Consider the following 22921-nt stretch of genomic DNA (forward strand, 5'->3'; position numbering starts at 1 on the left):
TGTGAACGCCGATCTGCATTGGTTCCGCAAGCCTGCGACCAACGGTCCACAGGACAAGGGGACGTTCAACCCTGTCGTCGAACTGCTTGACCACCCGATTGCTTTGGGCCGCGGTGGGGAGGCATTTGCCTCTGGCGAGTGCGAACTGAGCTATGAGGACGCATTGGATCGCGCTGCGAAGTTCGCCGGGATTTTGCGCGCTGTGTCCGAACCGGCCCCGCAGATGCTCATTGTTGAAGACGGGCTGAAGCCGACAGCTCTGATGCTGGCTGTTCTCGGGGCAATGCGCGTGGGCACGTGCGCTGTCATCGGTTCAAAGGGACTGACTCCGCGGCAGAAAGCAGAAGCGCCGATTCTGCGGTCGGCATCTTCTGCAGCCGTGCAGCATCAGGCGCAGACCGCCGCTGAATCGCAGGCGCGCGCTGGAATGCACACTGCCACTCGGTCACTCGATACGCACTTTGAGGGTGCGGAGCTGCTGGCCGATGGGCCGGACAGCGCACCGTCTGCCGTAGACACGCTCATGAAGCAGGCGGCCTTCAAACACGCGGCCGCCGAGCCGCTGGGACCCGGACGTACGCTCATGCTCCTTGACGGCATTGAGGTCACGGCCTTGGAAAGCCTCGAAGCAGTGCGCACTCTGCTGCGCTGATCAGAGCGAACCGAACTCACAGCAGGCGGCCTGGCTGTCGCCGCATCAGCCCGCACAACCGCGAGAAGGCCCCGCTCCCTGTTTGGAAGTGGGGCCTTCTCGCGTTAGCAGTGCCTCAGCTGTGGATCAGGCGAAGGCGTTGATGCCGGTGAGCGCACGGCCCAGCGTGAGCTGGTGAACTTCGTGTGTGCCTTCGTAGGTCAGCACGGTTTCGAGGTTGATGGCGTGGCGCAGCGGCGAGTATTCGCTGGTGATGCCCGAACCGCCGAAGAGTGCGCGCAGGTCGCGGGCGATGTTCATAGCGGTGTCGACGTTGTTCATCTTGCCAAGCGAAATCTGCTCGGGGCGCACGCCGTCCTTCGAGTCCTTGAGATCGCCGAGGTGTGACGCAAGCAGGGTGATGTTCGAGTACTGGCCGAAGGCCTTCGCCAGTTTCTGCTGCGAAATCTGGAAAGCGGCCAGCGGCTTGTCGAACTGGATGCGGCTGCCGGTGTACATGAGTGCCTGTTCCAGGGAGTCGCGAGCAGCACCGGTGACACCCCAGACGATGCCGTAGCGGGCTTCTGAAAGGCAGGACAGGGGTCCCTTGAGTCCCTCTGCCTTCGGCATGACGGCCGAACCGGGCAGGCGGACGTTGTCCAGGACGATTTCACCGGTGATGGAGGCCCGCAGTGACAGCTTGCGCTGGACGGTGGGGGTTTCCACGCCGGGGGTGTCGGTGGGAACCACGAAGCCGCGGATCATGGGACGGCCCTTGGCATCGGTTTCGTCGGTCTTGGCCCACACGACGGCGACGTCTGCGACGGGGGAGTTGGTGATCCACATCTTAGCGCCGTTGAGGATCCAGTCGTCGCCGTCGCGCTTGGCGGTGGTGCGCATGTTCGACGGGTCCGATCCGACATCCGGTTCGGTCAGGCCGAAGCATCCGATGGCCTTGCCTTCGCCCATGCGGGGCAGCCATTCTTCCTTCTGCTCTTCCGAGCCCCAGTGGTGAATGGCGAACATCGCCAGCGAACCCTGGACTGAGACGAGCGAGCGCAGGCCCGAGTCGACTGCTTCGAGTTCACGGCAGGCGATGCCGTACATGCGGGCAGAAGCGCCTGGCAGCGTGTAGCCGTCCAGGTGCATGCCGAGCAGGCCGAGCTCACCGAGGCCTTCAGCGAGTTCACGCGCGGGAATGGTGCCTTCGAGGTACCAGTCGCCGATTTTTTCGCGCACGTTTTCATCCAGCCAGCTGCGGACGATGCCAGCCCATTCGCGCTCTTCTTTCGAGAAGAGGTGATTGAGTCCGAGGATTTCGTCCGGGTGTGAGGTCTTGGCCATTTCACTCCTTTGTTCAGAGGGCTCAGGGAGGACTTCCAAAAAAGAGTATAGCCGAGATATGTATTTTCTGTGACGAATATCCCCTGGTCCCTCTGAGCGCGGGTTCAGCGACGTCTGCCAAGATAGCCGGGTGCTTCACATCTCAGTTCTCGGCTCGACCGGTTCCGTTGGGACGCAGACCCTCGACGTCGTCAGCGCCCACCCTGACCGCTTTCAGGTAGTCGGTCTCGTCTGCCACACGAATATTGCCGCCGCAGCCGCGCAGGCCGTTCGCTTTCGCGCAACTGCCCTGGGTGCTGTCGGTGCCGCATCGGCTGACGAGGTGGAGCGGGCCGTCGCATCTGCCGCGGCCGCCGCTGGGGTTGCGAACCCCGTGGAGCGGGTGTTCGTCGGGCCGCGGGCAGCTGACGATGTTGCGAAGCTCGAAGCCGATACGGTCCTCAACGCCATCACGGGTGCCGCCGGTCTGACGGCGACTCTGGCTGCCCTTGAGCGCGGCACAGATGTCGCGCTGGCAAACAAAGAGTCGCTCATCATCGGCGGCGATGTCGTCATGGAAGTCGCTGCGCGAACGGGTGCGCGCCTGCTTCCGGTCGATTCTGAGCACTCTGCCGTGTGGCAGGCCCTACGGTCTGGCCGCCGCGAAGAAGTCAGCCGTTTGGTGATCACGGCAAGCGGGGGGCCCTTCCGCGGGATGACGGAGTCTGAACTTGAGGCGGTCACACCGCAGCAGGCGCTGCAACACCCCACGTGGGACATGGGCAAGGTCATCACGACGAATTCGGCAACGCTTGTCAATAAGGGTTTGGAGGTCATTGAGGCGCATCTGCTCTTCGACATTCCCTACGAACAGATCAGTGTGGTCGTCCACCCGCAGTCGCAGATTCACTCCATGGTCGAATATGTCGACGGCTCCACGATCGCGCAGGTCAGCCCGCCGGATATGAAGCTGCCGATCGCCTACGCCCTCGGCTATGAGGAACGGCTGTCGAACATCACGGCACCCAACCGCTGGGACGAGCCGACACAGTGGACATTCGAACCGGTTGACCACGATGCGTTCCCCGCCTTGCGCTTGGCCGTGCGCGCCGGCCGGATCGGCAGCACCGCACCGGCGGTCTACAACGCGGCAAACGAAATCCTGGTGGATGCCTTCCACGATGGGAAGGTCTCCTTTCTCGACATCAGCAGGGGGCTGAGTGCAGCACTCGATGCGCACACACCGCACAACGGGAAGCTGACGGCCGAGCTTGTCTTGGCGGCTGATGGCGAGGCCCGCACGTTCGCCCAGCAGTGGGTGGCCGAACGGGCAGCGCACGGGGGAGAGCATTCATGACCGCCCTGCTGTACGCATTGGGAATCGTCTTCATGCTCGCAGTCGTCGGGCTGTCCATTGGGCTGCACGAACTGGGACACCTGGTGCCCGCCAAGCGCTTTGGGGTGAAGGTCACCCACTTCATGATCGGCTTCGGGCCGACCCTGTTTTCGTTTAAGCGCGGTGAAACCCGCTACGGCATCAAACTGCTGCCGCTGGGCGGCTTCATCGCCATGCCGGGCATGTATCCGCCGAAGCAGGCGGTTCACGCTCGGGCTGAGGAGCTGCGCGGGGTCGAATCAGCACACGACATTGTGGAGGCCGACGCCCAGCGCCGGGCGGTTGAAGGCGTCTGCGGGCAACAGGGCGCCGGACGAAAACGCCTGTTCGAACAGAGCGCGGAGGACGCCCGAGAATTCTCCAATCGAGGAATCGCACCGGGAGAAGAAGGCCGCACCTTCTACGCCCTGTCGGTTCCCAAGCGCTTGACCGTCATGTTCGGCGGGCCCGCCGTCAACCTCGTCCTCGGGATCGTCTTCTTGGGCATTGTGCTCATGGGCATCGGCGTTCCGGGACTGTCCACCCAGCTGTCCGGGGTTGTTGAATGTGCCGTCGACGCCGAAACCGCACAGAAGCGCGGGCCCGATGCCGAATGCCAGCCGGGTGATACTCCCGCCCCGGCAAAGGCTGTCGGTCTCAAACCGGGAGACACGATAACCGCCGTCGACGGTACGCGGGTAGACACCTGGGAGCAGGTGCAGAAGATCATTGCCGACAGCGCCGGCAGAACCGTCACCGTGGCTTACGAACGCGGCGGCGGTGAGCACACTGTGCAGGTGCCCATCATCGAAACTGAGCGCGCGGTCTACGACGACAATGGAAAACAGAAGTTCACTGCCGACGGAAAGCCGGAAACCGCCACCGTCGGCTTCTTGGGGGTCTCACCGCAGAAGAAGCACTACCCGCTGTCACCGGCGCGGTTCCCGGCCGAAGCGGGCAAGGCACTCGGGCAGACCTTCACCGCGCTGGCGACTCTGCCGGTCAAACTCGTTCAGATCGGGAATGTCGCTCTCGGGGGAGCGGAGCGCGACCCCAACGGGCCGATGGGCATGGTCGGTGTGGGCCGAGTTGCCGGCGAAATCGTGTCGGCAGACGCTTTCGCGGTGGTCGACAAGGTGCAGCTGGGCCTGAGCCTGGCCGCATCGCTCAATCTGTTCCTGTTCGCGTTCAACATGGTTCCGCTTCTTCCTCTGGACGGCGGGCACATCGCGGTCGCCCTCTACGAAGGAGCTCGCCGCAGGACCAACCTCTCTCGCGGTCGAGGACTCATCGGCCCGTTCGACACCGCAAAGCTGCTTCCCCTGACCTACGGGGTCGTGGGAATTCTGCTGTGCATGACAGCACTGCTCGTCTACGTCGACATCGTCAAGCCCGTCAGGCTGTTCGGCTGACACCTGCGGCTGAGCCCCGGGGCTGGAGAACTACCGGCAGAAAGCTTGTCTGAGCGCCCGCTGAGGGATTTCTGGCAGTGCGCCCAGAAGATGCGCTATTCTTCTCACAGCCATTTGGACGTATGACCTGCCGCACGTTTCTGCGTCGGCGGGCCCAGACATAGGAGCCTCATGAAGAAGAGCGTTCTTCTCAAGATTGCAGCTGCCGCAAGCGCAGCCGCTCTCGTACTCACCGGATGTGAGCGCGGCGGAGCCGAGGGCGGCTCGGCGGCACCGGAAGAGAACTTCACCAAGGACCTGACGTTCGGCACCGGCGGCACCGCGGGCGTCTACTACCCGCTGGGCAACGAATACGCCCGCCTCCTGCAGGACACGGACGCAGACCTGAAGGTCAACGCCGTCGAAACCGACGGTTCTGTCGACAACCTGGGCCGCATTGCCAAGGGCGACGCTCAGCTGGGCTTCACCCAGTCGAACACCGCAAACGACGCCGTGCGCGGAACCGGCGATTTCGAAGAGGTCGGCAAGCTCAGCAACGTCGGCTGGATGGGCCAGCTGTACCCGGAAGCCGCCCAGATCATCACGCTTGAGAAGAGCGGCTTCGACTCGGTTGAAGACCTCAAGGGCAAGAAGATCGCCGTCGGCGCACCCGGTTCCGGCACCGCCGCGGTTGCCAAGCTCATCCTCGACGCCTACGGCTTCAAGGAAGGCGACTACGAACCCTACGAAGAGAGCTTCGCGGATGCCCGCTCCAAGGTGCAGGACGGCAACATCGACGCCTCTATCGAAATCCTCGGCGTCCCGGCTGCCGCGCTGTCGGAACTGTCTGCCAACGCCGACGTCAAGCTCCTTCCCATCGACAAGGACAAAGCCGAGAAGATCGCAGCTGAATCCGAATACGAAAGCTACGAAATCCCCGGCGGCTCCTACGACTTCGCCAAGGACCCGGTCCAGACGGTGACCGTGTTCGCAACGATCGTCGGCTCGACCAACCAGATCAGCGAAGAAGACGGCTACGCCATCACCAAGTCGCTGTACGAAGACGCCGGCAAGATCTCGCTGGCGCAGGGCAAGCTCATCAAAGCCGAAGACGCTCTGCTCGGCCGCGGCGATGTCCCGCTTCACCCCGGCGCTAAGAAGTACTTCGAAGAAGAGGGCATCGAGGACCAGAACTGATCCCCTCACCCTCGGCTGACAACCGCGGCGACGGCGCGCTGAGCGCCGTCGCCGCGTGGGCCGTCTAGACCATCCCCACGACAGGCAGAAGATCATGACTCCCTCCGATACCGCCAAAAACCCGGACCCAAGTCCCGTCGCTGACACGGCGCCCATGGACCAGAAACAAGCGCAGGACCTCGCAGACAAGGTCATGCGCGACCTGGACAGCGCTTCGCGTCACCGCATCAACTCCGACATGGGGCCGTGGCGCATTGCCGTCTTCGTCCTGTCTGTCGCACTGACCGTCTTTCAGCTGTACACAGCGCTCTTCGGCACTCGACCCACACTGATCCAGGGCTCGATCCACGTCGGCGGGGCCATGGGCATCATCTTCCTGCTGTACCCGCTGCACAGGAGCCTGTGCCTGAAATCTGATAAGAACCGCAAGGCCTACTACACGGCTCTCTCCGTTGACACTGTGCTGTCGCTGCTGGCAATGGGAACCTCCGTTTACCTGCTTGCCAACTACACCTATCTGACGGGTGTCGGCGTGCAGATCCACGGCTATTCGACTCTCGACACGATCGTCGCGCTTGTTGCGATCCTCCTGATCCTCGAAGCCACCCGCCGCTGCGTGGGCCTGCCGATCGTGATCATCGCCGTTGTTGCGCTGCTGTACTTCTGGCTGGGCAACTACTCGCCGATCATGCGCTACCACGGCACCACGTGGCAGAACATGGTGCAGCAGACCTACTATTCGTCGCGCTCGATCTTCGGCGTGCCGATCCAGGTGTCCTCGAGCTTCATCTTCCTGTTCCTGTTCTTCGGCGTCATTCTGGTGCGCACCGACATCGGCGCCTACTTCAATTCGCTTGCATTCCGCCTGACCGGCCGCTTCGCCGGCGGCCCGGCAAAGGCTGCAGTCGTCGCCTCGGCAATGCAGGGAACCGTGACCGGCTCATCGGTCGCCAACGCTGTGACGTCCGGTTCTTTCACGATTCCGCTGATGAAGAAGGTCGGCTTCAGCCCGAAGTTTGCCGCTGCGGTCGAAGCAACCGCGTCGACCGGTGGTCAGATCATGCCGCCCGTTATGGGTGCGGCCGTGTTCATCATGGCCGAGTACACGGGTGTTCCCTACTCGCACATCATCCTCATTGCGATTGTCCCGGCGTTCCTCTACTTTGCCGGCGTGATGCTTGCGGTGCACTTCGAAGCGCGCCGTCTGCGCATCGAAGGCTACTCAAAGGACGAACTGCCGCGCTGGAAGATGCTGCTCAAGCGCCTTGACCAGCTGCTGCCGCTGGGCGTGATCATCGTGACGCTTCTGGCTGGCACCACGCCGCAGAAAGCCGCACTGTGGGGCATTCTCATTGCCTTCGTCATCAGCCTTCTGCGCGCCAGCACTCGCCTGGGCTTCAAGGACACGATCCTGCTGCTGGAAGAGGGCGCAAAGACCGCTCTGCCCGTCATTGCCGCCTGTGCGACTGCGGGTATGGTCGCAGGCATTGTGACCGCCACCGGTCTGGGCGGCCGTCTGGCCGACGGCATCCTCACCGCCGCGGGCGAGAACTTCTTCCTCGTCATGTTCTTCACCATGATCGCCTGCCTGGTGCTCGGCATGGGCTTGCCGACCACCGCCAACTATGTCGTCACGGCCACCGTGGCAGCGCCGATCCTCATTTCGAATTTCGATGTGCCGATTCTGGCTGCGCACCTGTTCGTGTTCTACTTCGGTCTGCTTGCCGATGTGACCCCGCCGGTCTGCCTTGCTGCCTACGCGGCTTCGGGCATTGCCGGTTCGAACCCGCTGAAGTCCGGTGTCACGGCGCTCAAGGTGGCTGTCGCCGGCTTCCTCGTGCCCTATGTCTTCGTGATGGAGCCGGTGCTGCTGTTCCAGGGCGACCAGAATCCGCTCATGTTCATCCCGGTGTTTGCGACAGCGCTGCTGGGCATGGCTGTGCTTTCAGCGGCTGTCGCAGGGTTCTACTTCCGCAAACTCGTTGCGTGGGAATCCGTCATCCTGGCACTTGCAGGCCTTCTCCTTGTCTACCCGGTCATCGCAATGTCGCTTCTCGGCCTGGCCATTGCGGTCGTCATGGCCATCTACCAGCGGATGACCGAGCGAAAGAAGACTCTCGGCGCATCCACAGGAGCCGGGGTCTAGAATCGTTCTGCGGGCCGCAGGCTACGGTCCCGGCCCGCAGAACTGTGCACATCCCCGCAGCCTCGTTCGAAAGGGAACCGCCTGTGACATCGGTCAATCTGGGAATGCCGAAACCACCCCCGCCTGTTCTGGCTCCCCGCCGCAAGACCCGGCAGATCAAGGTCGGAAGCGTCGGAGTGGGATCGGAATCCCCGGTCAGCATCCAGTCGATGACGACCACCAAGACCACTGACATCAACGGCACGCTGCAGCAGATCGCTGAGCTCACCGCTGCCGGCTGCGACATTGTGCGCGTAGCCTGCCCGTCTGCTGATGACGCCGAAGCGCTTCCCGCGATCGCCCAGAAGTCGAAGATCCCGGTCATCGCCGACATCCACTTCCAGCCGAAGTACGTCTACGCGGCCATCGACGCTGGCTGTGCCGGTGTGCGCGTCAATCCCGGCAACATCCGCAAGTTCGATGACCAGGTCAAGGAGATCTCCAAAGCCGCCGCGGACGCCGGAGTGTCGCTGCGCATCGGCGTCAACGCCGGTTCGCTCGATAAGCGGATCATGGAAAAGTACGGTTCGGCCACCCCGGAAGCCCTCGTTGAGTCCGCAGTGTGGGAAGCGAGCCTTTTCGAAGAGCACGATTTCCACGACTTCAAGATCTCGGTCAAGCACCACGACCCCGTCGTCATGGTGCAGGCCTACGAAATGCTCGCCGAGCGCGGCGACTGGCCGCTGCACCTGGGCGTGACCGAAGCCGGTCCGGCATTCCAGGGCACGATTAAGTCTGCAACCGCCTTCGGCGCCCTGCTCTCCAAGGGCATCGGCGACACCATCCGCGTGTCGCTGTCCGCACCGCCGGTTGAAGAGGTCAAGGTCGGCGAACAGATTCTGCAGTCGCTCAATCTGCGTCCGCGCAAGCTTGAAATCGTGTCGTGTCCGTCCTGTGGGCGCGCTCAGGTTGATGTTTTCGAACTTGCAGAAAAGGTCACGGCCGGCCTTGAGGGCATGGAGATTCCGCTGCGCGTGGCCGTTATGGGCTGTGTTGTCAACGGCCCGGGCGAGGCTCGCGAAGCCGACCTCGGTGTTGCCTCCGGCAACGGCAAAGGCCAGATTTTCGTCAAGGGCGAAGTCATCCGCACCGTACCGGAATCGAAGATCGTCGAAACGCTCATCGAAGAGGCCCACCGCATTGCCGAAGAGTCCGATCAGCCTTCCGGTCCGCCCGAGGTCATCGTCGGGTGACGACGCTTGCAGCCCCGCTGCTGCATGAGCACACCGACTGGTTCGCCGCGGAGATCGCCCGTGATCCCGCGGCGAACGTCTTCCTGCAGGCACTGCTGGAACGCTCGCGCACAGTGGAGATAGCCAGTCCCGCGGGCCGGATGGTGGGGTGTTTTCGCGACGGACGGCCGGTTGCCGCCTACTGGCTGGGCAACACGATAGTTCCCCTGGGCGCGGATCCTGAGAGCAATTGCGTTATGGCTGGAATCCTCAACCATGAGGGGCGCAGGCCGTCGTCTTTTGTCGGGCCCGCCGAGCAGATTCTGGATCTGACCTCCCGGCTGAACTGGGGCCCGCCCCGGGACCGCAGGCCCAACCAGCCGCTGCTCAGTGCGCTTGCCGCCCCGACCGCTGTGCCGGACCCCCTGGTCCGGCAGTTCTCCCCGTACGAGGCGGAGGTCGTGTTTCCGGCGTCTGTCGCCATGTACGAAGAAGAGGTGGGTCACTCACCTCTGGAAGGCGGAAGCACGGGCTATCGCAGGCGGGTCGAGTCTCTCATTGCCGGGGGTCTGTCGCTTGGCTACACGGCACGCACCGGGCCCACCGGGCAGCCTATGCCTCTGTGGCCCAACCGAATGTCTGACGAACAGGTCGTCTTCAAGGCCGATATCGGGATCGGCTCGGGTGTGTCAGTTCAGGTGCAGGGTGTGTGGGTGCACCCCGAGTATCGCGGCAGGGGACTCGCTTCGCGCGCCATGGCTGCTGCAACCGCTCTCATTCGGCGTCGCTTTGCTCCGACAGTCACGCTGTACGCCAACAGCCACAACGTGCCGGCCCTGCGCGCATATGCAAAAGCCGGGTTCGTTCCCGTGGGCACATTCGCGACAGTCAACTACTGAGATCCAAGCGGGTCTGCTTTCGTGAGAAGCCGGTGCAGGCGAGCAGACAGCGGGACCGGGGCGGCACCTCGTGAGTTCAGCGGGAAGTGCGGCCGCGCAGCCGGTCCCAGGCCCGGCGGTCTTTTTTCGTGGGTCGACCGGCGCCCTTTTCGCGCTTGGGCACCGGGGCGCGCAGCAGGGGGTTCGGCGGGGGAGACGTGTCGATGTAGCAGGCCGCGGCCATAGAAGCCGGTCCTCGAGTGTCGAGAAAGCCCTGCACCGTGAGCACTCGCTCAGCGCCCGGTCTGCGGATGACGACAACTTGGCCGATCTTAACCTTGTCCGCGGGTTTGGCGCGGTCGCCGTCAATGCGCACGTGCCCGGATTTGATCTGCTTCTGCGCCAAAGACCGGGTTTTGAACGCGCGGACGGCCCAGAGCCACACATCGATCCGCTGGCTTGCACCGGCGTCAAAGTTCAGCTCGGGCATAGGCCTCCTTCCGCTGTGGTCGACCGGGTGGTGAAGATGCTGCGAACAACTGTAGCGCCGGTGATAATCTTGCCCCGATACCTGCCCGATAAAGGAGCCCACATGACCCTGCGGCTGTCGAATCTGTTCGTCCGGACACTGAAAGAAGATCCGGCCGATGCCGAAATCAAAAGCCACAAACTGCTGCACCGCGCCGGCTATATTCGCCGAACCTCGCCCGGTATCTTCTCGTGGCTGCCGCTGGGCCTGAAAGTCCTTGAACGCGTCGAAGCGATTGTCCGTGAAGAAATGGAGCGGGCAGGAAGCCAGGAAGTCCACTTCCCGGCGCTGCTGCCGGCTGAACCCTATGAACAGTCCGGCCGCTGGTCCGCGTTCGGCGAGGGCATATTCCGGCTCAAGGACCGCCGTGAGCACGACTACCTCCTGGCTCCGACCCACGAAGAGGTGTTCACCATGCTGGTGTCCGACCTCTACTCGTCCTACAAGGACCTCCCGTTGAGCCTGTACCAGGTTCAGACTAAGTACCGCGATGAAGCTCGCCCGCGAGCGGGCCTGCTGCGCGGGCGCGAATTCATCATGAAGGATGCCTACTCCTTCGACATCGACGACGCAGGCCTCGACGTTTCCTACGAAGCCATGCGCCGGGCCTACATCAACGTCTTCACGCGTCTGGGACTGCCCTACGTCGTGGTTGAAGCAACCCCGGGTGCGATGGGCGGTTCCGGCACTCACGAATTCCTCTACCCGACGGAGGTCGGTGAAGACACCTACGTCCGCTCTGAAGGCGGCTACACCGCCAATGTCGAGGCTGTCACCACGCCGCTGGCCGCCCCGGTGCCCTTTGACGGTCTGCCAGAAGCGCAGGTCATCGAAACGCCGGATTCGCGCACCATCGAAACTCTCGTTGCAAGTGCGAACGAAGTCTTCCCGCGCGCCGAGGGCCCGTGGACGGCGGCGGATACGCTCAAGAACGTCGTGTGCGCTCTCATCCACCCCGACGGCGAACGCGAAGTCATCGTCATCGGCCTGCCCGGCGACCGTGCGGTCGACCTCGACCGCGCTGCCGGAACCGGTCTACTCGGCGATGGTGAAATCGACCTTGAACCGGCAACCGAAGACGATCTCAAAAAGCATCCGGGCCTCGTGGCCGGGTACATTGGCCCCGGAAACTCGCTGGACGCCGCTGTTCTGGGTGCGGAGAGCTCGACGGGCATCCGCTACTTCCTCGACCCCCGGGTCTCCGAGGGCACGCAGTGGATCACCGGAGCGAACGAAGACCGCAAGCATGTCTTCAACCTCACCGCCGGCCGCGACTTCACCGCAGACGGCTATATCGAGGCGGCTGAGATTCGCGAGGGCGACCCCGCCCCGGACGGCTCGGGTCCGCTGCAGTTGGCCCGCGGTGTTGAAATCGGCCAGATCTTCAAACTGGGCACCCGCTACGCAGAAGCTCTCGGCTTGAACGTGCTTGATGAAAACGGCAAGTCCCGTGTTGTCACAATGGGCAGCTACGGCATCGGCGTCACCCGTGTTCTCGCCTGTCTGGTCGAAGAGTTCGCCGATGACAAGGGTCTGCTGTGGCCGGTGCACTTGGCTCCGGCGGACGTTCACATTGTTGCCACCGGCAAGGGCGACGAACCCCTGGAAGCTGCTGAGAAGCTCACCGCGGCCATCGAAGAAGCCGGTTTCCGGGTTCTGCTCGATGACCGTCCGAAGGTTTCACCGGGCATGAAGTTCGGCGACGCCGAACTGCTGGGCGTGCCGAACGTGCTCGTCGCAGGCCGCGGCCTGGCAGAAGGGCTCGTAGAGCTGCGCGATCGCTTCACGGGCGAATCGACCGAACTGCCTGTTGACCAGGCAGCCGACGCAGTCATCGCCCGTCTGCGGCAGCAGTACGCCGAACAGGACGCCATCGAACTTCTGTAGCCGTCACGTGCTGGCACTCGAAGCGTCAGCTGCAGGCCAACGCCCGCGCCCCACGCGAAAAGGCTGGGCCACCGGCGTTGGCTCTGTGATCGGCGGCTCAGCCCAGCGGTTTGAGCTGCTGAGCGGTGATTCCCTGCACGCTGACTCCGGTGAGCGCGCGGGCAACCCACAGCGAGCGCTCTGCGTCTTCGAGCAGCCGGGGACTGCCCTCTGAGGCAGCGCGCAGATACCAGAACATGTTCTGGACTTCGCGAGCGACGGACGCGCCCATCGCCCCGCTGGGATTGATCTGTGCGCAGTGCGATAGCTCTGCAGCGAAGCCGCGCAGCCAATCAGCCTGCCCTTCGGGATCTGCCCCTGGGATTTCGCCCAGCCGGTTCCACATGAGCGGAGCAAGCATGTATTCGGTGGGGCCTGTCAGCGGCTGAGGGTCGATGGCCTTCCACGTGGCGATTCCGGCGGCATCGGGATTGCCTGCAAGGATGTTGTAGTAGTGCAGGTCGGCGTGCAGCAGCCAGCTGTCGGCAGCGCCGGCGAGCTCTTTGGTCCACGACAGGGCCGTAGCGATCACCTGTTGGTCGGCGGGTGTGAAGGCGGGGAAGTCCTCAACCAGGCGGACATCGACATCAAAGCGCTTGAGCCACGCCGCGGCAATGTCCTGCACGCGCACGAATCCGCTGGTGCCGGGCACCCGCAGCGCCTGCACAAGCTGGCCCCAGATGGGTGCTACGGCGTGCAGCGGTTCTGTCGACAGATTGACTTCGGTGCGCAGCCTTTCCTGCAGGGTGGCGCGCAGGGACGGGTCGTCTTCGATGATGCGCACGGCACCGTGTCCGCCCCAGGCGCGCAGCGCCCGAATGGTCTGTTCGTGCACGGTCGGATTGTCGGCGTTCGGGGCGGCTATGCGCAGTGCGGCGGGAAAGCCGTCGTGCAGCCGAACCGGAATGACGAGGCTTTCAGCGCCCGCCCAGGGTGAGCCTGGCTGGGGGTCCGCCGTGAGCTTCCACCGGTCGAACAGCTCGAACACGATGTGGTCCAGCGCCGCAGCCCAGGCCTGTGCGCGTTCTTCGCCTTGGGTCTGCGTTGCCGAATTGAGCAGCACTGCGGGCACTTTCACTGGGCTTCTCCTTCGTAGCGCAGCAGCTGGGAGCCGCCGAAGCCGATGCGAGCGTCAGCACTCGCTTTGAGTTCGCGGCTGGCCAGGGACACCGCAGCGGGGTCTTCGAACACCCCGAACAGCGCGGCAGCGACGGTGTCTTCCAGTTGTTGGGCGAGTTTCCGCGCTGATGCCGGATCAGACGGATTGTGCGGCAGGCGCCACGCGGGCCGGTTTGCGGCTTCTTCGCGTTCGGCCTGCTTCAGGAGCGTGTTGGCGTCTGCGGCGGCGTTGGCCAGTGCTTCCATGCGGGTGGTTGCCAATGTGCGCTCGCGGCTGTCGGGTTTCACTGCAAGGGCCGCCTGGGAATAGCCGTAGGAGGCTTTGAACGCGGCCTTGGCGAATTCGCGCAGGGGGTCGGTGCCGCCGTCGGGGCGGTATGTCGGTCGGTTTGAGAGTTCCGGGAAGCCCTGTGCGGGAAGCTTGGCGAAGCGCTCCTGGATTGGCTTCCATTCCGGTACGAGGTTCGATGCGCCGACTGCCACGTCGATGATGATTGCCGTCTGCGGGCCGCCGAGTGTGTGAATGTCGCGCAGCACGAGGTCGACGATGGAGTGCATGGCTGAAACAAAGCTCTGCGGCTGTGGAGTCTCTGCGGAATCGGCTCTGTCTGAAGACCACGGCGGACCGATCGCGGCGGTGAGCCTGGTGCGCTCTTCTTGGTGGTCGTGGTCGTCTATGGAGGACAGCACTGCGGCAATCCGGCCGCGGGAGGACTCTTCGGCTTCTGCCTGCATGCGGTCTTCTGGCGAGCCCAGGCGCAGGCCGCATCCCGACAGCGCAGCAGTCGCGCTGAGCACGAGGAATGCGCGCCTGCTGGTGTGCTTTGGACGGGTGTTGGCCATCTGCTCATCCTACTCGCCGCGCGTGCCCAGCTGTGAAGTGAAAGCCCGTCCGCGGCCTGTCGGAGGGTGCGTTGTCCCTGTGTTCGGCGTGCAGCAAGAATAGGGGCATGGCTTATTCAGAAGACGACATCGCCCAGGCAGCCGCGGGCCCCCTGGAAGAACTGGGCTTGTTGGTGGAAGAAGTGAAAATGCACGCCGCGGGTGTTCACCGGCGATTGACGGTCACAGTGGATCTTGCAGGCGACACGACTGAGGCCGTCTCTTCGGATCTCATCGAACAGGCCACTCGCGCCATTTCCGATGTGATCGATCCGCTCCCGCTGTTCAACGACAAGCCCTATGAACTCGAAGTGTCGTCCCCGGGCGCGCTGCGACCCCTGACCGAACCGCGTCACTTTCGCCGCAACGTCGGACGCACCATCGAAGTAAGGCCTGTTGGTGGAAGGAAAACAGCCGGTGTTCTGACCGCGGTGACCGGATTGGGCATTGTGCTCGAACCCGGTTCGGGCCGTGAACCGGTGGAGTTCTCATTCGACGGAATTGAAAAAGCCCAGGTGGTTCTCAAGTTCCGCTGATGCGGCACTGCGCCAGCATGAACTAGGGTTGAACAGGACCGACAGGACAGAAGAGGAGCGGGCAGTGGACATCGATCTTGGCGCACTGAGGCTGATTGAAAGCGAGCGCGAAATCCCGATGACGACGCTGGTGGGCCTGATTGAGCAGGCTCTGCTGAGCGCGTACCACAACATGGAGGGCCACTACCCGGACTCCCGTGCGGACATCGACCTGACAACCGGCAAAGCCACCATCTGGGCCACGGAGTTCGACGCTGATGACAACCCCATCGGAGAGTTTGACGACACACCTGAGGACTTCGGTCGGATTGCCGCTATGACGGCCCGCAATGTTATCCACCAGCGTCTGCGGGCAGTTGAAGACGAAGGCGTGCTCGGATCGTTCCGCGACAAAGAGGGCGAAATCGCCTCCGGCATCATCCAACAGGGACGCAACGCCGCCATGATCCAGGTGGACCTGGGTGAAGTCGAAGCTCTGCTGCCGCCGCACGAACAGGTTCCGGGCGAAGACTATCCGCACGGACGGCGCATCCGCGTGTTCATCGCTGACGTTCGCCCTGGAAACAAGGGGCCGTCGATTACGGTTTCGCGTACGCACCCGAACCTGGTGCGCAAGCTGTTCGCCCACGAAGTTCCCCAGATCGCCGACGGTTCGGTGGAGATCGTCTCGGTTGCGCGCGAAGCCGGGCATCGCACCAAACTCGCCGTGCGGGCGACCGTGCCGGGGCTGAACGCCAAAGGCGCCTGCATCGGGGAAATGGGCACTCGAGTGCGCGCGGTGATGAATGAGCTCGGTGCAGAGAAGATCGACATCGTCGACTACAGCGAAGACCCGTGCGCCTTCATCGCCAACGCTTTGAGCCCGGCAGAAGTCGAGCGGGTCGAAGTCCTGGACGCCGACTCGAAGATGGCACGAGCCTATGTGCGGCCGGACCTTCTGTCGCTTGCAATCGGCAAGGAAGGACAGAACGCCCGCCTGGCCGCCAAGCTGACAGGGTGGAAGATCGACATCGTCGAAGCCTAGTGCCCACAGGCTGGCCGAGCCCGTGCTGTAGACTGAACGACGTGGTCTCTTCAAACAGCGCGCCCGAACGCATGTGCATCGGGTGCCGTGCAAGAGCACCGCAGAACGACCTCCTCCGTCTGGTGCTGCAAACCGAGCCCCTTCGGATTGCAGTCGATGAAGACCGAGCGCTTCCCGGTAGGGGCGCTTGGATTCATCCGCAGGCAGACTGCCTTGAAAAGGCAGTGAAGAAGAGCGCATTCGCAGCTGCCTTCAAGCAGAGAATCCCGCGCAGCGCATACGAAGATCACGGAAAGTGGTTGCAGAAGATGGATAACAAGTAGTGAGTGCTCAGAAATGACACCCAAGACTTACGGACGTGGACAGTGAAATGAGCACTGTTCCGACTCGATGAGGTTCTCTCCTGTCTGGAGGGGACCCGGACAGGAGAAAAGTGGCTAAGCCCCGTGTTCACCAGCTTGCAAAAGAGCTGGGAACGACAAGCAAAGAAGTGCTTGCGAAGCTTCAGGAAATGGGCGAGTTCGTAACATCGGCATCGTCAACCCTGGAAGCTCCCGTCGTGCGCAAGGTCCGCGAGGCCTTTGACGGTGCAGACAAGCCCGCAGCCGACGCAGCGTCGGCTGCTGAGAAACCGGCGGCGAAGAAGCCCGCCGCGAAGTCGGCCAGCACAAAATCGACGGCAGGCAAAAAGCCGGCAGCCAAGCCGACCCCAGCAAAGGCGACAACTGCTGAATCGACGGCCGCTGAGAAGCCGGCAGCGAAGTCGACCGCCGCGAAACCGGCTGCCCCCAAACCCGCACCCAAGTCGGCAGCTCCCAAGCCCGCCGCACCCAAGCCGTCGGCCCCGGCTGCCAAGAAGCCCGCGGCTCCCAAACCAGCTCCCAAGCCCGCAGCGAAGCCCGCTTCCAAGTCGGCGGCAAAGAGCGAAGAAGCCCCGGCACCTCGTCCGGCAGCACCTCGGCCCGGTGGCTCACGCCCCGGCAACAACCCCTTCGCTCCCAAGCAGGGCATGCCCACGCCCGGTCCTCGTCCGGGGGGTCCCCGCCCTGGCCCGCGGCCCGGTGGCTCACGCCCCGGCAACAACCCCTTCGCTCCCAAGCAGGGAATGCCGAAGGGCGACCAGCGTCCCGGCGGGCAGGGCGGCAAGCCCGGACCGAAGCCCGGCGGCGGTCGCCCCGGTCCTCGTCCCGGTGCTCCTCGCCCCAACCCGGCGATGCTCAAAAACTCAGCGCTCAACCAGCCCGCACCCGGTCGCGGCCGCGGCGGGCAGGGCGGTCCCGGAGGCCCCGGCGGTCCCGGTGCACCCGGTGCTGGTCGTCCGGGCGGTCCTCCGCGCGGCGGCGGTCGTCCCGGCGGCGGTCGTCCCGGCGGAGGCCGTCGCGGTCCCGGCCGCGGTGGAACACAGGGTGCTTTCGGACGCGGTGGCCCCTCCGGTCGCCGGCGCAAGTCCAAGAGGGCTAAGCGTCAGGAAATGGAGGAAATGCAGGCGCCGTCAGTCGGCGGCGTCAAGGTTCCCCGCGGTGACGGCTCCACACCGCTGCGTCTGCGCCGCGGTGCGTCGCTGGCGGACTTCGCCGAGCGCATCGAAACCGATCCCACAAACCTGGTGACGATTCTGTTCCACCTGGGTGAGATGGCGACTATCACGCAGTCGCTGGATGAAGACACCTTCAAGGTGCTGGGCGAAGAGCTCGGCTACAGGATCGAAATCGTCTCGCCCGAAGACGAAGACCGCGAACTGCTCGAAAGCTTCGGCTATGACCTCGAAGCAGAAGAGGCTGAAGACGAAGACGACGACCTCCTGCAGCCTCGCCCGCCGGTGGTCACCGTCATGGGTCACGTCGACCACGGTAAGACGCGCACGCTGGATGCGATCCGCAAGACGAACGTCATTGACCGTGAGTCCGGCGGCATCACCCAGCACATCGGCGCCTACCAGGTTACGGTCGAACACGAAGGCGAAGAGCGCAAGATGACCTTCCTCGACACCCCGGGCCACGAAGCCTTCACGGCTATGCGTGCTCGCGGTGCGAAGGCCACCGACGTCGCGGTCCTCGTTGTGGCAGCCGACGACGGCGTTATGCCGCAGACCATCGAAGCGCTCAACCACGCGCAGTCCGCCGGTGTGCCGATTGTCGTGGCGGTCAACAAGGTCGACAAGCCCGAGGCCAACCCGGACAAGGTCATGCAGCAGCTGACCGAGTACAACCTCATTGCCGAAGAGTACGGCGGTGACACCATGTTCGTGAAGATCTCGGCAAAGCAGGGCACCGGGATCGACGAACTGCTCGAATCCGTGCTGCTGACCACCGACGCCGCCTTGGACCTGCAGGCCAACCCGGACCGGGAAGCACGTGGTGTCGCCATCGAAGCGAAGCTCGACCGCGGTCGCGGTGCTGTCGCAACCGTGCTCGTCGACTCCGGAACCCTGCGCCAGGGCGATGCGATCGTCTGCGGATCCAGCCACGGCCGCGTTCGGGCCATGTTCGATGAAAACGGCAACACGGTAGAAGAAGCCGGTCCGTCGCGTCCCGTGCAGGTGCTCGGTCTGTCGAGCGTGCCGCGGGCAGGCGATTCGTTCATGGTCGTCGGCGATGACCGCACGGCGCGTCAGATTGCTGAGAAGCGCGACGCTCTTGAGCGCAACGCGGCAGCTGCGCGCAGCCGCAAGCGCATCAGCCTCGAAGACTTCACGAAGGCGATCGAAGAGGGCAAGATCGACATGCTCAACCTCATCCTCAAGGGTGATGTGTCGGGTGCTGTCGAAGCTCTCGAAGACTCGCTGATGAACATCGAGGTCGGCGACGGCGATGAAGTCGGCCTGCGAATCATCCACCGCGGTGTCGGTGCAATCACCGAAAACGACATCAACCTCGCAACGGTCGACAACGCAATCGTCATCGGCTTCAATGTCCGCCCCGAAGCCAACGCTCGCGACCTCGCAGATGCCGAAGGCGTTGACGTTCGCTACTACTCGGTGATCTACGACGCGATCGATGACATCGAAGCAGCACTCAAGGGCATGCTCAAGCCGGAATACGAAGAGGTGCACATCGGTTCTGCCGAGATCCGCGAAGTGTTCCGCTCCTCGAAGTTCGGCAACATCGCCGGTTCGATCATTCGCGACGGCTCCATCAAGCGCAACGCAAAGGTTCGTCTGACCCGCGACGGTGTCGTCATCGGCGACAACCTCTCCGTCGAATCGCTGCGCCGCTTCAAGGATGACGTCACGGAAGTCCGCGAGGGCTACGAATGCGGTATCGGTTTGGGCAAGTTCAATGACATCCGCGAAGGTGACATCCTCGAAGCCTTCGAGATGCAGGAAAAGCCCCGCGACTGAGACTGGAATAAGGAGCCTCTGACATGAGTGATCCCACACGCGCCCGCAAGATTGCCGACCGGATCAAAGTCATCGTGGCTGAAACTCTCGAAACCCGGGTGAAGGATCCGCGGTTGGGCTTCATCACGATTACGGACGTCCGCGTAACCGGCGACCTGCAGAATGCAACCGTGTTCTACACCGTCTTCGGGGACGACGAGCAGCTGGCATCAACGCAGGCGGCGCTGGAATCAGCACGCGGTCTTATCCGCTCGGCAGTGGGCAAGGGGCTGGGCATTCGCCTGACCCCGACTCTCGAGTTCACTGCCGACGCGGTTCCGCAGGCCGCCGAGGACATTGAAAATCTCCTGGCGAAAGCCCAGGCTCGCGATGCCGAAATCGCTGCCGCATCGAAGGGCGCTGTTCCGGCGGGAGACGAAGACCCCTACCGCAAGCCCAGGGAACGCCAGCCGAAAGACGAATTCGATTTCGACGGCTGACCGAGTGTGACGAAACTCGTAGGGGGCGGCTTTGCATTGTGCAAAGTCGCCCCCTATGCTTTTATAAAGCTTCGGTAACGTTGATAAAGGATTGGAAACATCAGTGGGTAAACACTCGGCACCTAAGAAGAGCGCTTTCGCTGACGTCGCTGATCTTTTCGGAGCGCTTCGCCCCTCCAAGCCCGGCCGTCGATCGGCCCGTCATGACACAGAGCCCCTGACGTCCGCCGGAATTCTCAGCAAGATCAACCGCCGGCCAGTGCTCTCGGCCATCGCCGTCCCTGTTGCAGCCAGCGCCGCAATTGCAACATCCGCGGCCGTTATGACTTCCAAGGGCTCCGGCGAAGACAATCCGGCCGCGTTTGCGTCGAAGCTCGCGCCGGAAGCTGAGACCGTTTCTGCCGAGGCTCCCAAGGACGCCGACAAGGACGTAGGGCCCGGCGCGGTCTCCATTGCCGAACCGGTCCAGGAGAGTTCTGACGAGCCCGCGGGCTCCAACGGCGAAACCTCGAGCAGTGCATCCTCCGGCAGCAAGGGTTCCTCCGGCAAAGCCTCATCCGGTGGTTCCGCTGCGGCTTCGGGCAGCGTGTCCGGCGAGAAGTGCTCCGTGTCCTCGTCGATTGAAGGTGGACTCACTCCCAACGCGATTTCCGTCTACCGTGCTGTCTGCGCCGAGTTCCCGCAGGTGAAGTCCTACGGCGGTCGCCGCAATGACCCCGGTTCGGACCACAACTCCGGTAACGCCGTTGACATTATGATCACCGGTTCGACCGGCGACGCCATTTCCGACTACCTCATCAAGAACTCCTCTAAGCTCAACGTCAAGTACATCATCTGGGAGCAGCGCATCTGGATGCCCGGCCGCGGCTGGAAGCAGATGGAAGACCGCGGCGGAGCGACCGCGAACCACTTCGATCACGTTCACGTTTCGGTGAAGTGACGAAACCCGCTTCTGGTCCCACCGGCCTTCTGCTGATTGACAAGCCCGGCGGGATCACCAGCCACGACGCGGTTGCGCGCACTCGTCGCTGGTATGGCACCCGCAAGGTAGGCCACGCCGGAACTCTTGACCCGATGGCCACGGGCCTTCTCGTGCTGGGCTTGGGGCAGGGGACCAAACTGCTGACCTATGTTGTCGGGGCTGACAAAACGTATACCGCGACTGTGCGCTTGGGCTCTTCGACGCCCAGCGACGATGCCGATTCTTCACCCGACCGCTTCGCGGACCCCGCAGTTCTGGCTGCGGTGACCGAGGCAGACGTCAAGGAAGCAGTTGCCAGGCAGACCGGGTCTGTTCAGCAGGTGCCATCGGCCGTTTCGGCTGTGAAGATTGCGGGCAGAAAAGCCTATGAGCTTGTGCGAGCCGGCGAAGAGGTCGAACTCAAAGCCCGCTCTGTGACGGTTTCGCGCTTTGATATTCACGATGTCCGGCGAAGTGAGTCGCACATTGACGTTGATGTTTCCGTGGACTGCTCCACGGGAACCTATGTTCGCGCTTTGGCCCGCGATATCGGCGAGGACCTTGGCGTCTACGGTCACCTGACCGCGTTGCGCCGGACGCGGATCGGCCCTTTCTCTGTTGAGGACGCTCATCGCCTGCCGGACCGCGACCGGGTTGACGAGGTGCCTCCGCCGCAGCTGATTGACCTCGGTTCGGGTGCGTCTGCACTTATGCCCGCGGTGACGATTGATGCGGCAGCGGCCCGGGGGCTGCTGCAGGGGCGCTTTCTGCCGATTGCGGGGGCTGATTCGTCTGTGGAGAGGTGTGCGGCGATCGCTGACGGGAGACTTGTGGGAATTGTCGAGCCTCGGCAGGGCCTCTGGAAGATTGCGGTGGGCACAGCATCTCTCGATGAGTACAAGCGCTAACAGCTTGTAAAAGCATAAACAAGTTATTTCGCTTGTTCGTTCAGCTCCCTATTGCAATACTGTAGGTATGTTCGTCATCAACGCCGACCAACGCAGCTCTCGCACTGAAGCAGACCGTGTTCCGCAGCTGCTTACGGCCGCTGCGGACTGTGCGGCTGCTTTGCCCTTTGAGCGGACAGTCGGCGACGAGGTCCAGGGTGTGTTCGCCAGCGGAGCGGACGTACTGGCCGCCTTGGAGATCATTCTTCGCAGCGGTCGCTGGTCTGTCGGGATCGGCATCGGCGCCGCGCAGCTTGCTGATCGGCCTTCAGCTTCCAGGGGAAGCGCTTTCATCGCTGCACGTGATGCAGTTGAAATCGCAAAGAACCGCTGGCAGGAAATCGCCGTGTGCTCACCGAATGGCACTGTGGAGCCAGCGCAGACGCTTGCCTGCTTGACCGGTCATTGGATCGAGAGGGCCAGTGAAAGGCAGTGGTCCGTTCTGCGCTTGGCTCGAAACCACACTCAGAGGCAAGTCGCCGCACAGCTGCAGATTTCGCAGCAGGCTGTATCCGACTCTCTGCGAGCTTCAAAGGCTGCGGCGATCGACGAGGGGATGACGCAGCTGGAGGTGCTTCTCGACCGAGAGGACGGACGCTGTGATGTATGAACTGCTCGCCGCTTTGGCTGCGGGTGTTGCCGCGTCGCTTATCGGCTGGCCGGTGACATCGCTCATTCTGCGGGCTGCTGCAAGCAGGCGGGAGCAGCCGGGCCTGGACATCAGGGAAGAGCCGACACTGCAGGACACACCGGCTATTGACTCTCCGGGCCTGCTGCGAGGGGGACTGTGGATTGGCCTGCTTGAAAGGTTCACTGCGGCAGTCGCCATTGCGCTGGGCCAGCCCGAGATTCTCGCCGTTATCGTCGCGCTCAAGGGGCTCGGGCGCTTTCCCGAACTGCGTGCATCCCGCGCCGCCGGGGAGCGGTTCATCATCGGCAGCCTGGCATCGCTGGCGGTGGCCGGTGTGCTGGGTGAAACAGCCCGCTTTCTCGTGCGCTAGGCTTAGCCCGTCCCAAAGAAAGGAG

Annotated in this window: 21 protein-coding genes; 17 read left to right on the forward strand and 4 right to left on the reverse strand. The window is 63.3% G+C overall.

Annotated elements, in window-relative coordinates; genetic code table 11:
• The first annotated feature begins 1 nt into the window (after nt 1).
• Nucleotides 2–652 carry an acyl-CoA synthetase family protein gene (locus tag HMPREF3162_RS05295; RefSeq protein ID WP_070777138.1) on the forward strand — a complete coding sequence of 217 codons (651 nt, stop codon included), beginning with the start codon at nt 2–4 and terminating at the stop codon, nt 650–652.
• 126 nt (nt 653–778) lie between these two features.
• On the opposite strand, the gene HMPREF3162_RS05300 is transcribed toward HMPREF3162_RS05295, so the two are convergent.
• Complete coding sequence (locus HMPREF3162_RS05300) at nt 779–1975, reverse strand: acyl-CoA dehydrogenase family protein (RefSeq protein ID WP_070574272.1); 1197 nt, start codon at nt 1973–1975, stop codon at nt 779–781.
• A 130-nt stretch (nt 1976–2105) separates the two neighbouring features.
• Here HMPREF3162_RS05300 and dxr point away from each other — a divergent pair, with 130 nt between their 5' ends.
• From dxr to HMPREF3162_RS05330, 6 genes are all read left to right on the forward strand, one after another.
• Complete coding sequence (gene dxr, locus HMPREF3162_RS05305; protein ID WP_070777139.1) at nt 2106–3311, forward strand: 1-deoxy-D-xylulose-5-phosphate reductoisomerase; 1206 nt, start codon at nt 2106–2108, stop codon at nt 3309–3311.
• Entirely contained in the window at nt 3308–4741 is a 1434-nt protein-coding gene (locus tag HMPREF3162_RS05310) for a M50 family metallopeptidase (RefSeq protein ID WP_070777140.1), read from the forward strand. Before dxr ends, HMPREF3162_RS05310 begins: the two co-directional genes overlap by 4 nt.
• Nucleotides 4742–4912: 171 nt before the next feature.
• Entirely contained in the window at nt 4913–5917 is a 1005-nt protein-coding gene (locus HMPREF3162_RS05315) for a TAXI family TRAP transporter solute-binding subunit (RefSeq protein WP_070777141.1), read from the forward strand.
• 94 nt (nt 5918–6011) lie between these two features.
• Nucleotides 6012–8063, forward strand: coding sequence for a TRAP transporter permease (locus tag HMPREF3162_RS05320; protein WP_083318918.1), 2052 nt, complete (start codon nt 6012–6014; stop codon nt 8061–8063).
• Nucleotides 8064–8146: 83 nt separating this feature from the next.
• The gene (gene ispG, locus HMPREF3162_RS05325) at nt 8147–9295 is read left to right on the forward strand and encodes a flavodoxin-dependent (E)-4-hydroxy-3-methylbut-2-enyl-diphosphate synthase (protein ID WP_070574448.1); all 1149 of its coding nucleotides are present in this window, start codon (nt 8147–8149) and stop codon (nt 9293–9295) included.
• On the forward strand, nt 9292–10173 hold the full coding sequence (locus HMPREF3162_RS05330; RefSeq protein ID WP_070574280.1) for a GNAT family N-acetyltransferase: 882 nt from the start codon (nt 9292–9294) through the stop codon (nt 10171–10173). Before ispG ends, HMPREF3162_RS05330 begins: the two co-directional genes overlap by 4 nt.
• 76 nt (nt 10174–10249) lie before the next feature.
• Here HMPREF3162_RS05330 and HMPREF3162_RS05335 read toward each other — a convergent pair whose 3' ends face one another.
• The gene (locus tag HMPREF3162_RS05335) at nt 10250–10642 is read right to left on the reverse strand and encodes an RNA-binding S4 domain-containing protein (protein WP_070574282.1); all 393 of its coding nucleotides are present in this window, start codon (nt 10640–10642) and stop codon (nt 10250–10252) included.
• A gap of 102 nt (nt 10643–10744) precedes the next feature.
• Here HMPREF3162_RS05335 and HMPREF3162_RS05340 point away from each other — a divergent pair, with 102 nt between their 5' ends.
• Nucleotides 10745–12568 carry a proline--tRNA ligase gene (locus HMPREF3162_RS05340; protein WP_070574283.1) on the forward strand — a complete coding sequence of 608 codons (1824 nt, stop codon included), beginning with the start codon at nt 10745–10747 and terminating at the stop codon, nt 12566–12568.
• A 97-nt stretch (nt 12569–12665) separates the two neighbouring features.
• Here HMPREF3162_RS05340 and HMPREF3162_RS05345 read toward each other — a convergent pair whose 3' ends face one another.
• Together HMPREF3162_RS05345 and HMPREF3162_RS05350 are read right to left on the reverse strand one after the other, a co-directional pair.
• On the reverse strand, nt 12666–13685 hold the full coding sequence (locus HMPREF3162_RS05345) for an aminoglycoside phosphotransferase family protein (RefSeq protein ID WP_070574285.1): 1020 nt from the start codon (nt 13683–13685) through the stop codon (nt 12666–12668).
• Nucleotides 13682–14569 carry a DUF4439 domain-containing protein gene (locus HMPREF3162_RS05350; protein ID WP_070777142.1) on the reverse strand — a complete coding sequence of 296 codons (888 nt, stop codon included), beginning with the start codon at nt 14567–14569 and terminating at the stop codon, nt 13682–13684. Before HMPREF3162_RS05350 ends, HMPREF3162_RS05345 begins: the two co-directional genes overlap by 4 nt.
• Before the next feature lie 107 nt (nt 14570–14676).
• Between HMPREF3162_RS05350 and rimP the strand changes: the two genes are divergently transcribed.
• The 9 genes from rimP (at nt 14677) to HMPREF3162_RS05395 (ending at nt 22896) form a co-directional block, all read left to right on the forward strand.
• Complete coding sequence (rimP, locus tag HMPREF3162_RS05355; protein WP_070574289.1) at nt 14677–15144, forward strand: ribosome maturation factor RimP; 468 nt, start codon at nt 14677–14679, stop codon at nt 15142–15144.
• A 64-nt stretch (nt 15145–15208) separates the two neighbouring features.
• On the forward strand, nt 15209–16168 hold the full coding sequence (gene nusA, locus HMPREF3162_RS05360; protein WP_070574291.1) for a transcription termination factor NusA: 960 nt from the start codon (nt 15209–15211) through the stop codon (nt 16166–16168).
• Nucleotides 16169–16239: 71 nt separating this feature from the next.
• Nucleotides 16240–16491 carry a YlxR family protein gene (locus tag HMPREF3162_RS12125; RefSeq protein WP_226829380.1) on the forward strand — a complete coding sequence of 84 codons (252 nt, stop codon included), beginning with the start codon at nt 16240–16242 and terminating at the stop codon, nt 16489–16491.
• 110 nt (nt 16492–16601) lie between these two features.
• Complete coding sequence (gene infB, locus HMPREF3162_RS05370; protein WP_070777143.1) at nt 16602–19508, forward strand: translation initiation factor IF-2; 2907 nt, start codon at nt 16602–16604, stop codon at nt 19506–19508.
• 23 nt (nt 19509–19531) lie between these two features.
• The gene (gene rbfA, locus HMPREF3162_RS05375) at nt 19532–19987 is read left to right on the forward strand and encodes a 30S ribosome-binding factor RbfA (RefSeq protein WP_070574297.1); all 456 of its coding nucleotides are present in this window, start codon (nt 19532–19534) and stop codon (nt 19985–19987) included.
• A gap of 103 nt (nt 19988–20090) precedes the next feature.
• A complete protein-coding gene (locus tag HMPREF3162_RS12005) occupies nt 20091–20927 on the forward strand; it encodes a VldE C-terminal domain-containing protein (RefSeq protein WP_070777144.1) in 837 nt (278 codons plus the stop codon).
• The gene (gene truB / locus HMPREF3162_RS05385) at nt 20924–21856 is read left to right on the forward strand and encodes a tRNA pseudouridine(55) synthase TruB (RefSeq protein WP_070777145.1); all 933 of its coding nucleotides are present in this window, start codon (nt 20924–20926) and stop codon (nt 21854–21856) included. Before HMPREF3162_RS12005 ends, truB begins: the two co-directional genes overlap by 4 nt.
• Nucleotides 21857–21923: 67 nt before the next feature.
• A complete protein-coding gene (locus HMPREF3162_RS05390) occupies nt 21924–22505 on the forward strand; it encodes a hypothetical protein (protein ID WP_070574303.1) in 582 nt (193 codons plus the stop codon).
• Nucleotides 22498–22896, forward strand: coding sequence for a hypothetical protein (locus HMPREF3162_RS05395; protein WP_070574305.1), 399 nt, complete (start codon nt 22498–22500; stop codon nt 22894–22896). The genes HMPREF3162_RS05390 and HMPREF3162_RS05395 overlap by 8 nt, the downstream gene beginning before the upstream one ends.
• Nucleotides 22897–22921 lie beyond the last annotated feature (25 nt).

Source organism: Brevibacterium sp. HMSC07C04, assembly GCF_001815905.1.
GTDB lineage: Bacteria > Actinomycetota > Actinomycetes > Actinomycetales > Brevibacteriaceae > Brevibacterium.

Coding starts and splice junctions, on each gene's coding strand:
- HMPREF3162_RS05300 (WP_070574272.1), bottom strand. CDS start 1,975: ATGGCCAAGACCTCACACCCGGACGAAATCCTCGGACTCAATCACCTC.
- HMPREF3162_RS05310 (WP_070777140.1), top strand. CDS start 3,308: ATGACCGCCCTGCTGTACGCATTGGGAATCGTCTTCATGCTCGCAGTC.
- HMPREF3162_RS05315 (WP_070777141.1), top strand. CDS start 4,913: ATGAAGAAGAGCGTTCTTCTCAAGATTGCAGCTGCCGCAAGCGCAGCC.
- HMPREF3162_RS05320 (WP_083318918.1), top strand. CDS start 6,012: ATGACTCCCTCCGATACCGCCAAAAACCCGGACCCAAGTCCCGTCGCT.
- HMPREF3162_RS05335 (WP_070574282.1), bottom strand. CDS start 10,642: ATGCCCGAGCTGAACTTTGACGCCGGTGCAAGCCAGCGGATCGATGTG.
- HMPREF3162_RS05340 (WP_070574283.1), top strand. CDS start 10,745: ATGACCCTGCGGCTGTCGAATCTGTTCGTCCGGACACTGAAAGAAGAT.
- HMPREF3162_RS05350 (WP_070777142.1), bottom strand. CDS start 14,569: ATGGCCAACACCCGTCCAAAGCACACCAGCAGGCGCGCATTCCTCGTG.
- rimP (WP_070574289.1), top strand. CDS start 14,677: ATGGCTTATTCAGAAGACGACATCGCCCAGGCAGCCGCGGGCCCCCTG.
- HMPREF3162_RS12125 (WP_226829380.1), top strand. CDS start 16,240: ATGTGCATCGGGTGCCGTGCAAGAGCACCGCAGAACGACCTCCTCCGT.
- rbfA (WP_070574297.1), top strand. CDS start 19,532: ATGAGTGATCCCACACGCGCCCGCAAGATTGCCGACCGGATCAAAGTC.
- HMPREF3162_RS05390 (WP_070574303.1), top strand. CDS start 21,924: ATGTTCGTCATCAACGCCGACCAACGCAGCTCTCGCACTGAAGCAGAC.
- HMPREF3162_RS05395 (WP_070574305.1), top strand. CDS start 22,498: ATGTATGAACTGCTCGCCGCTTTGGCTGCGGGTGTTGCCGCGTCGCTT.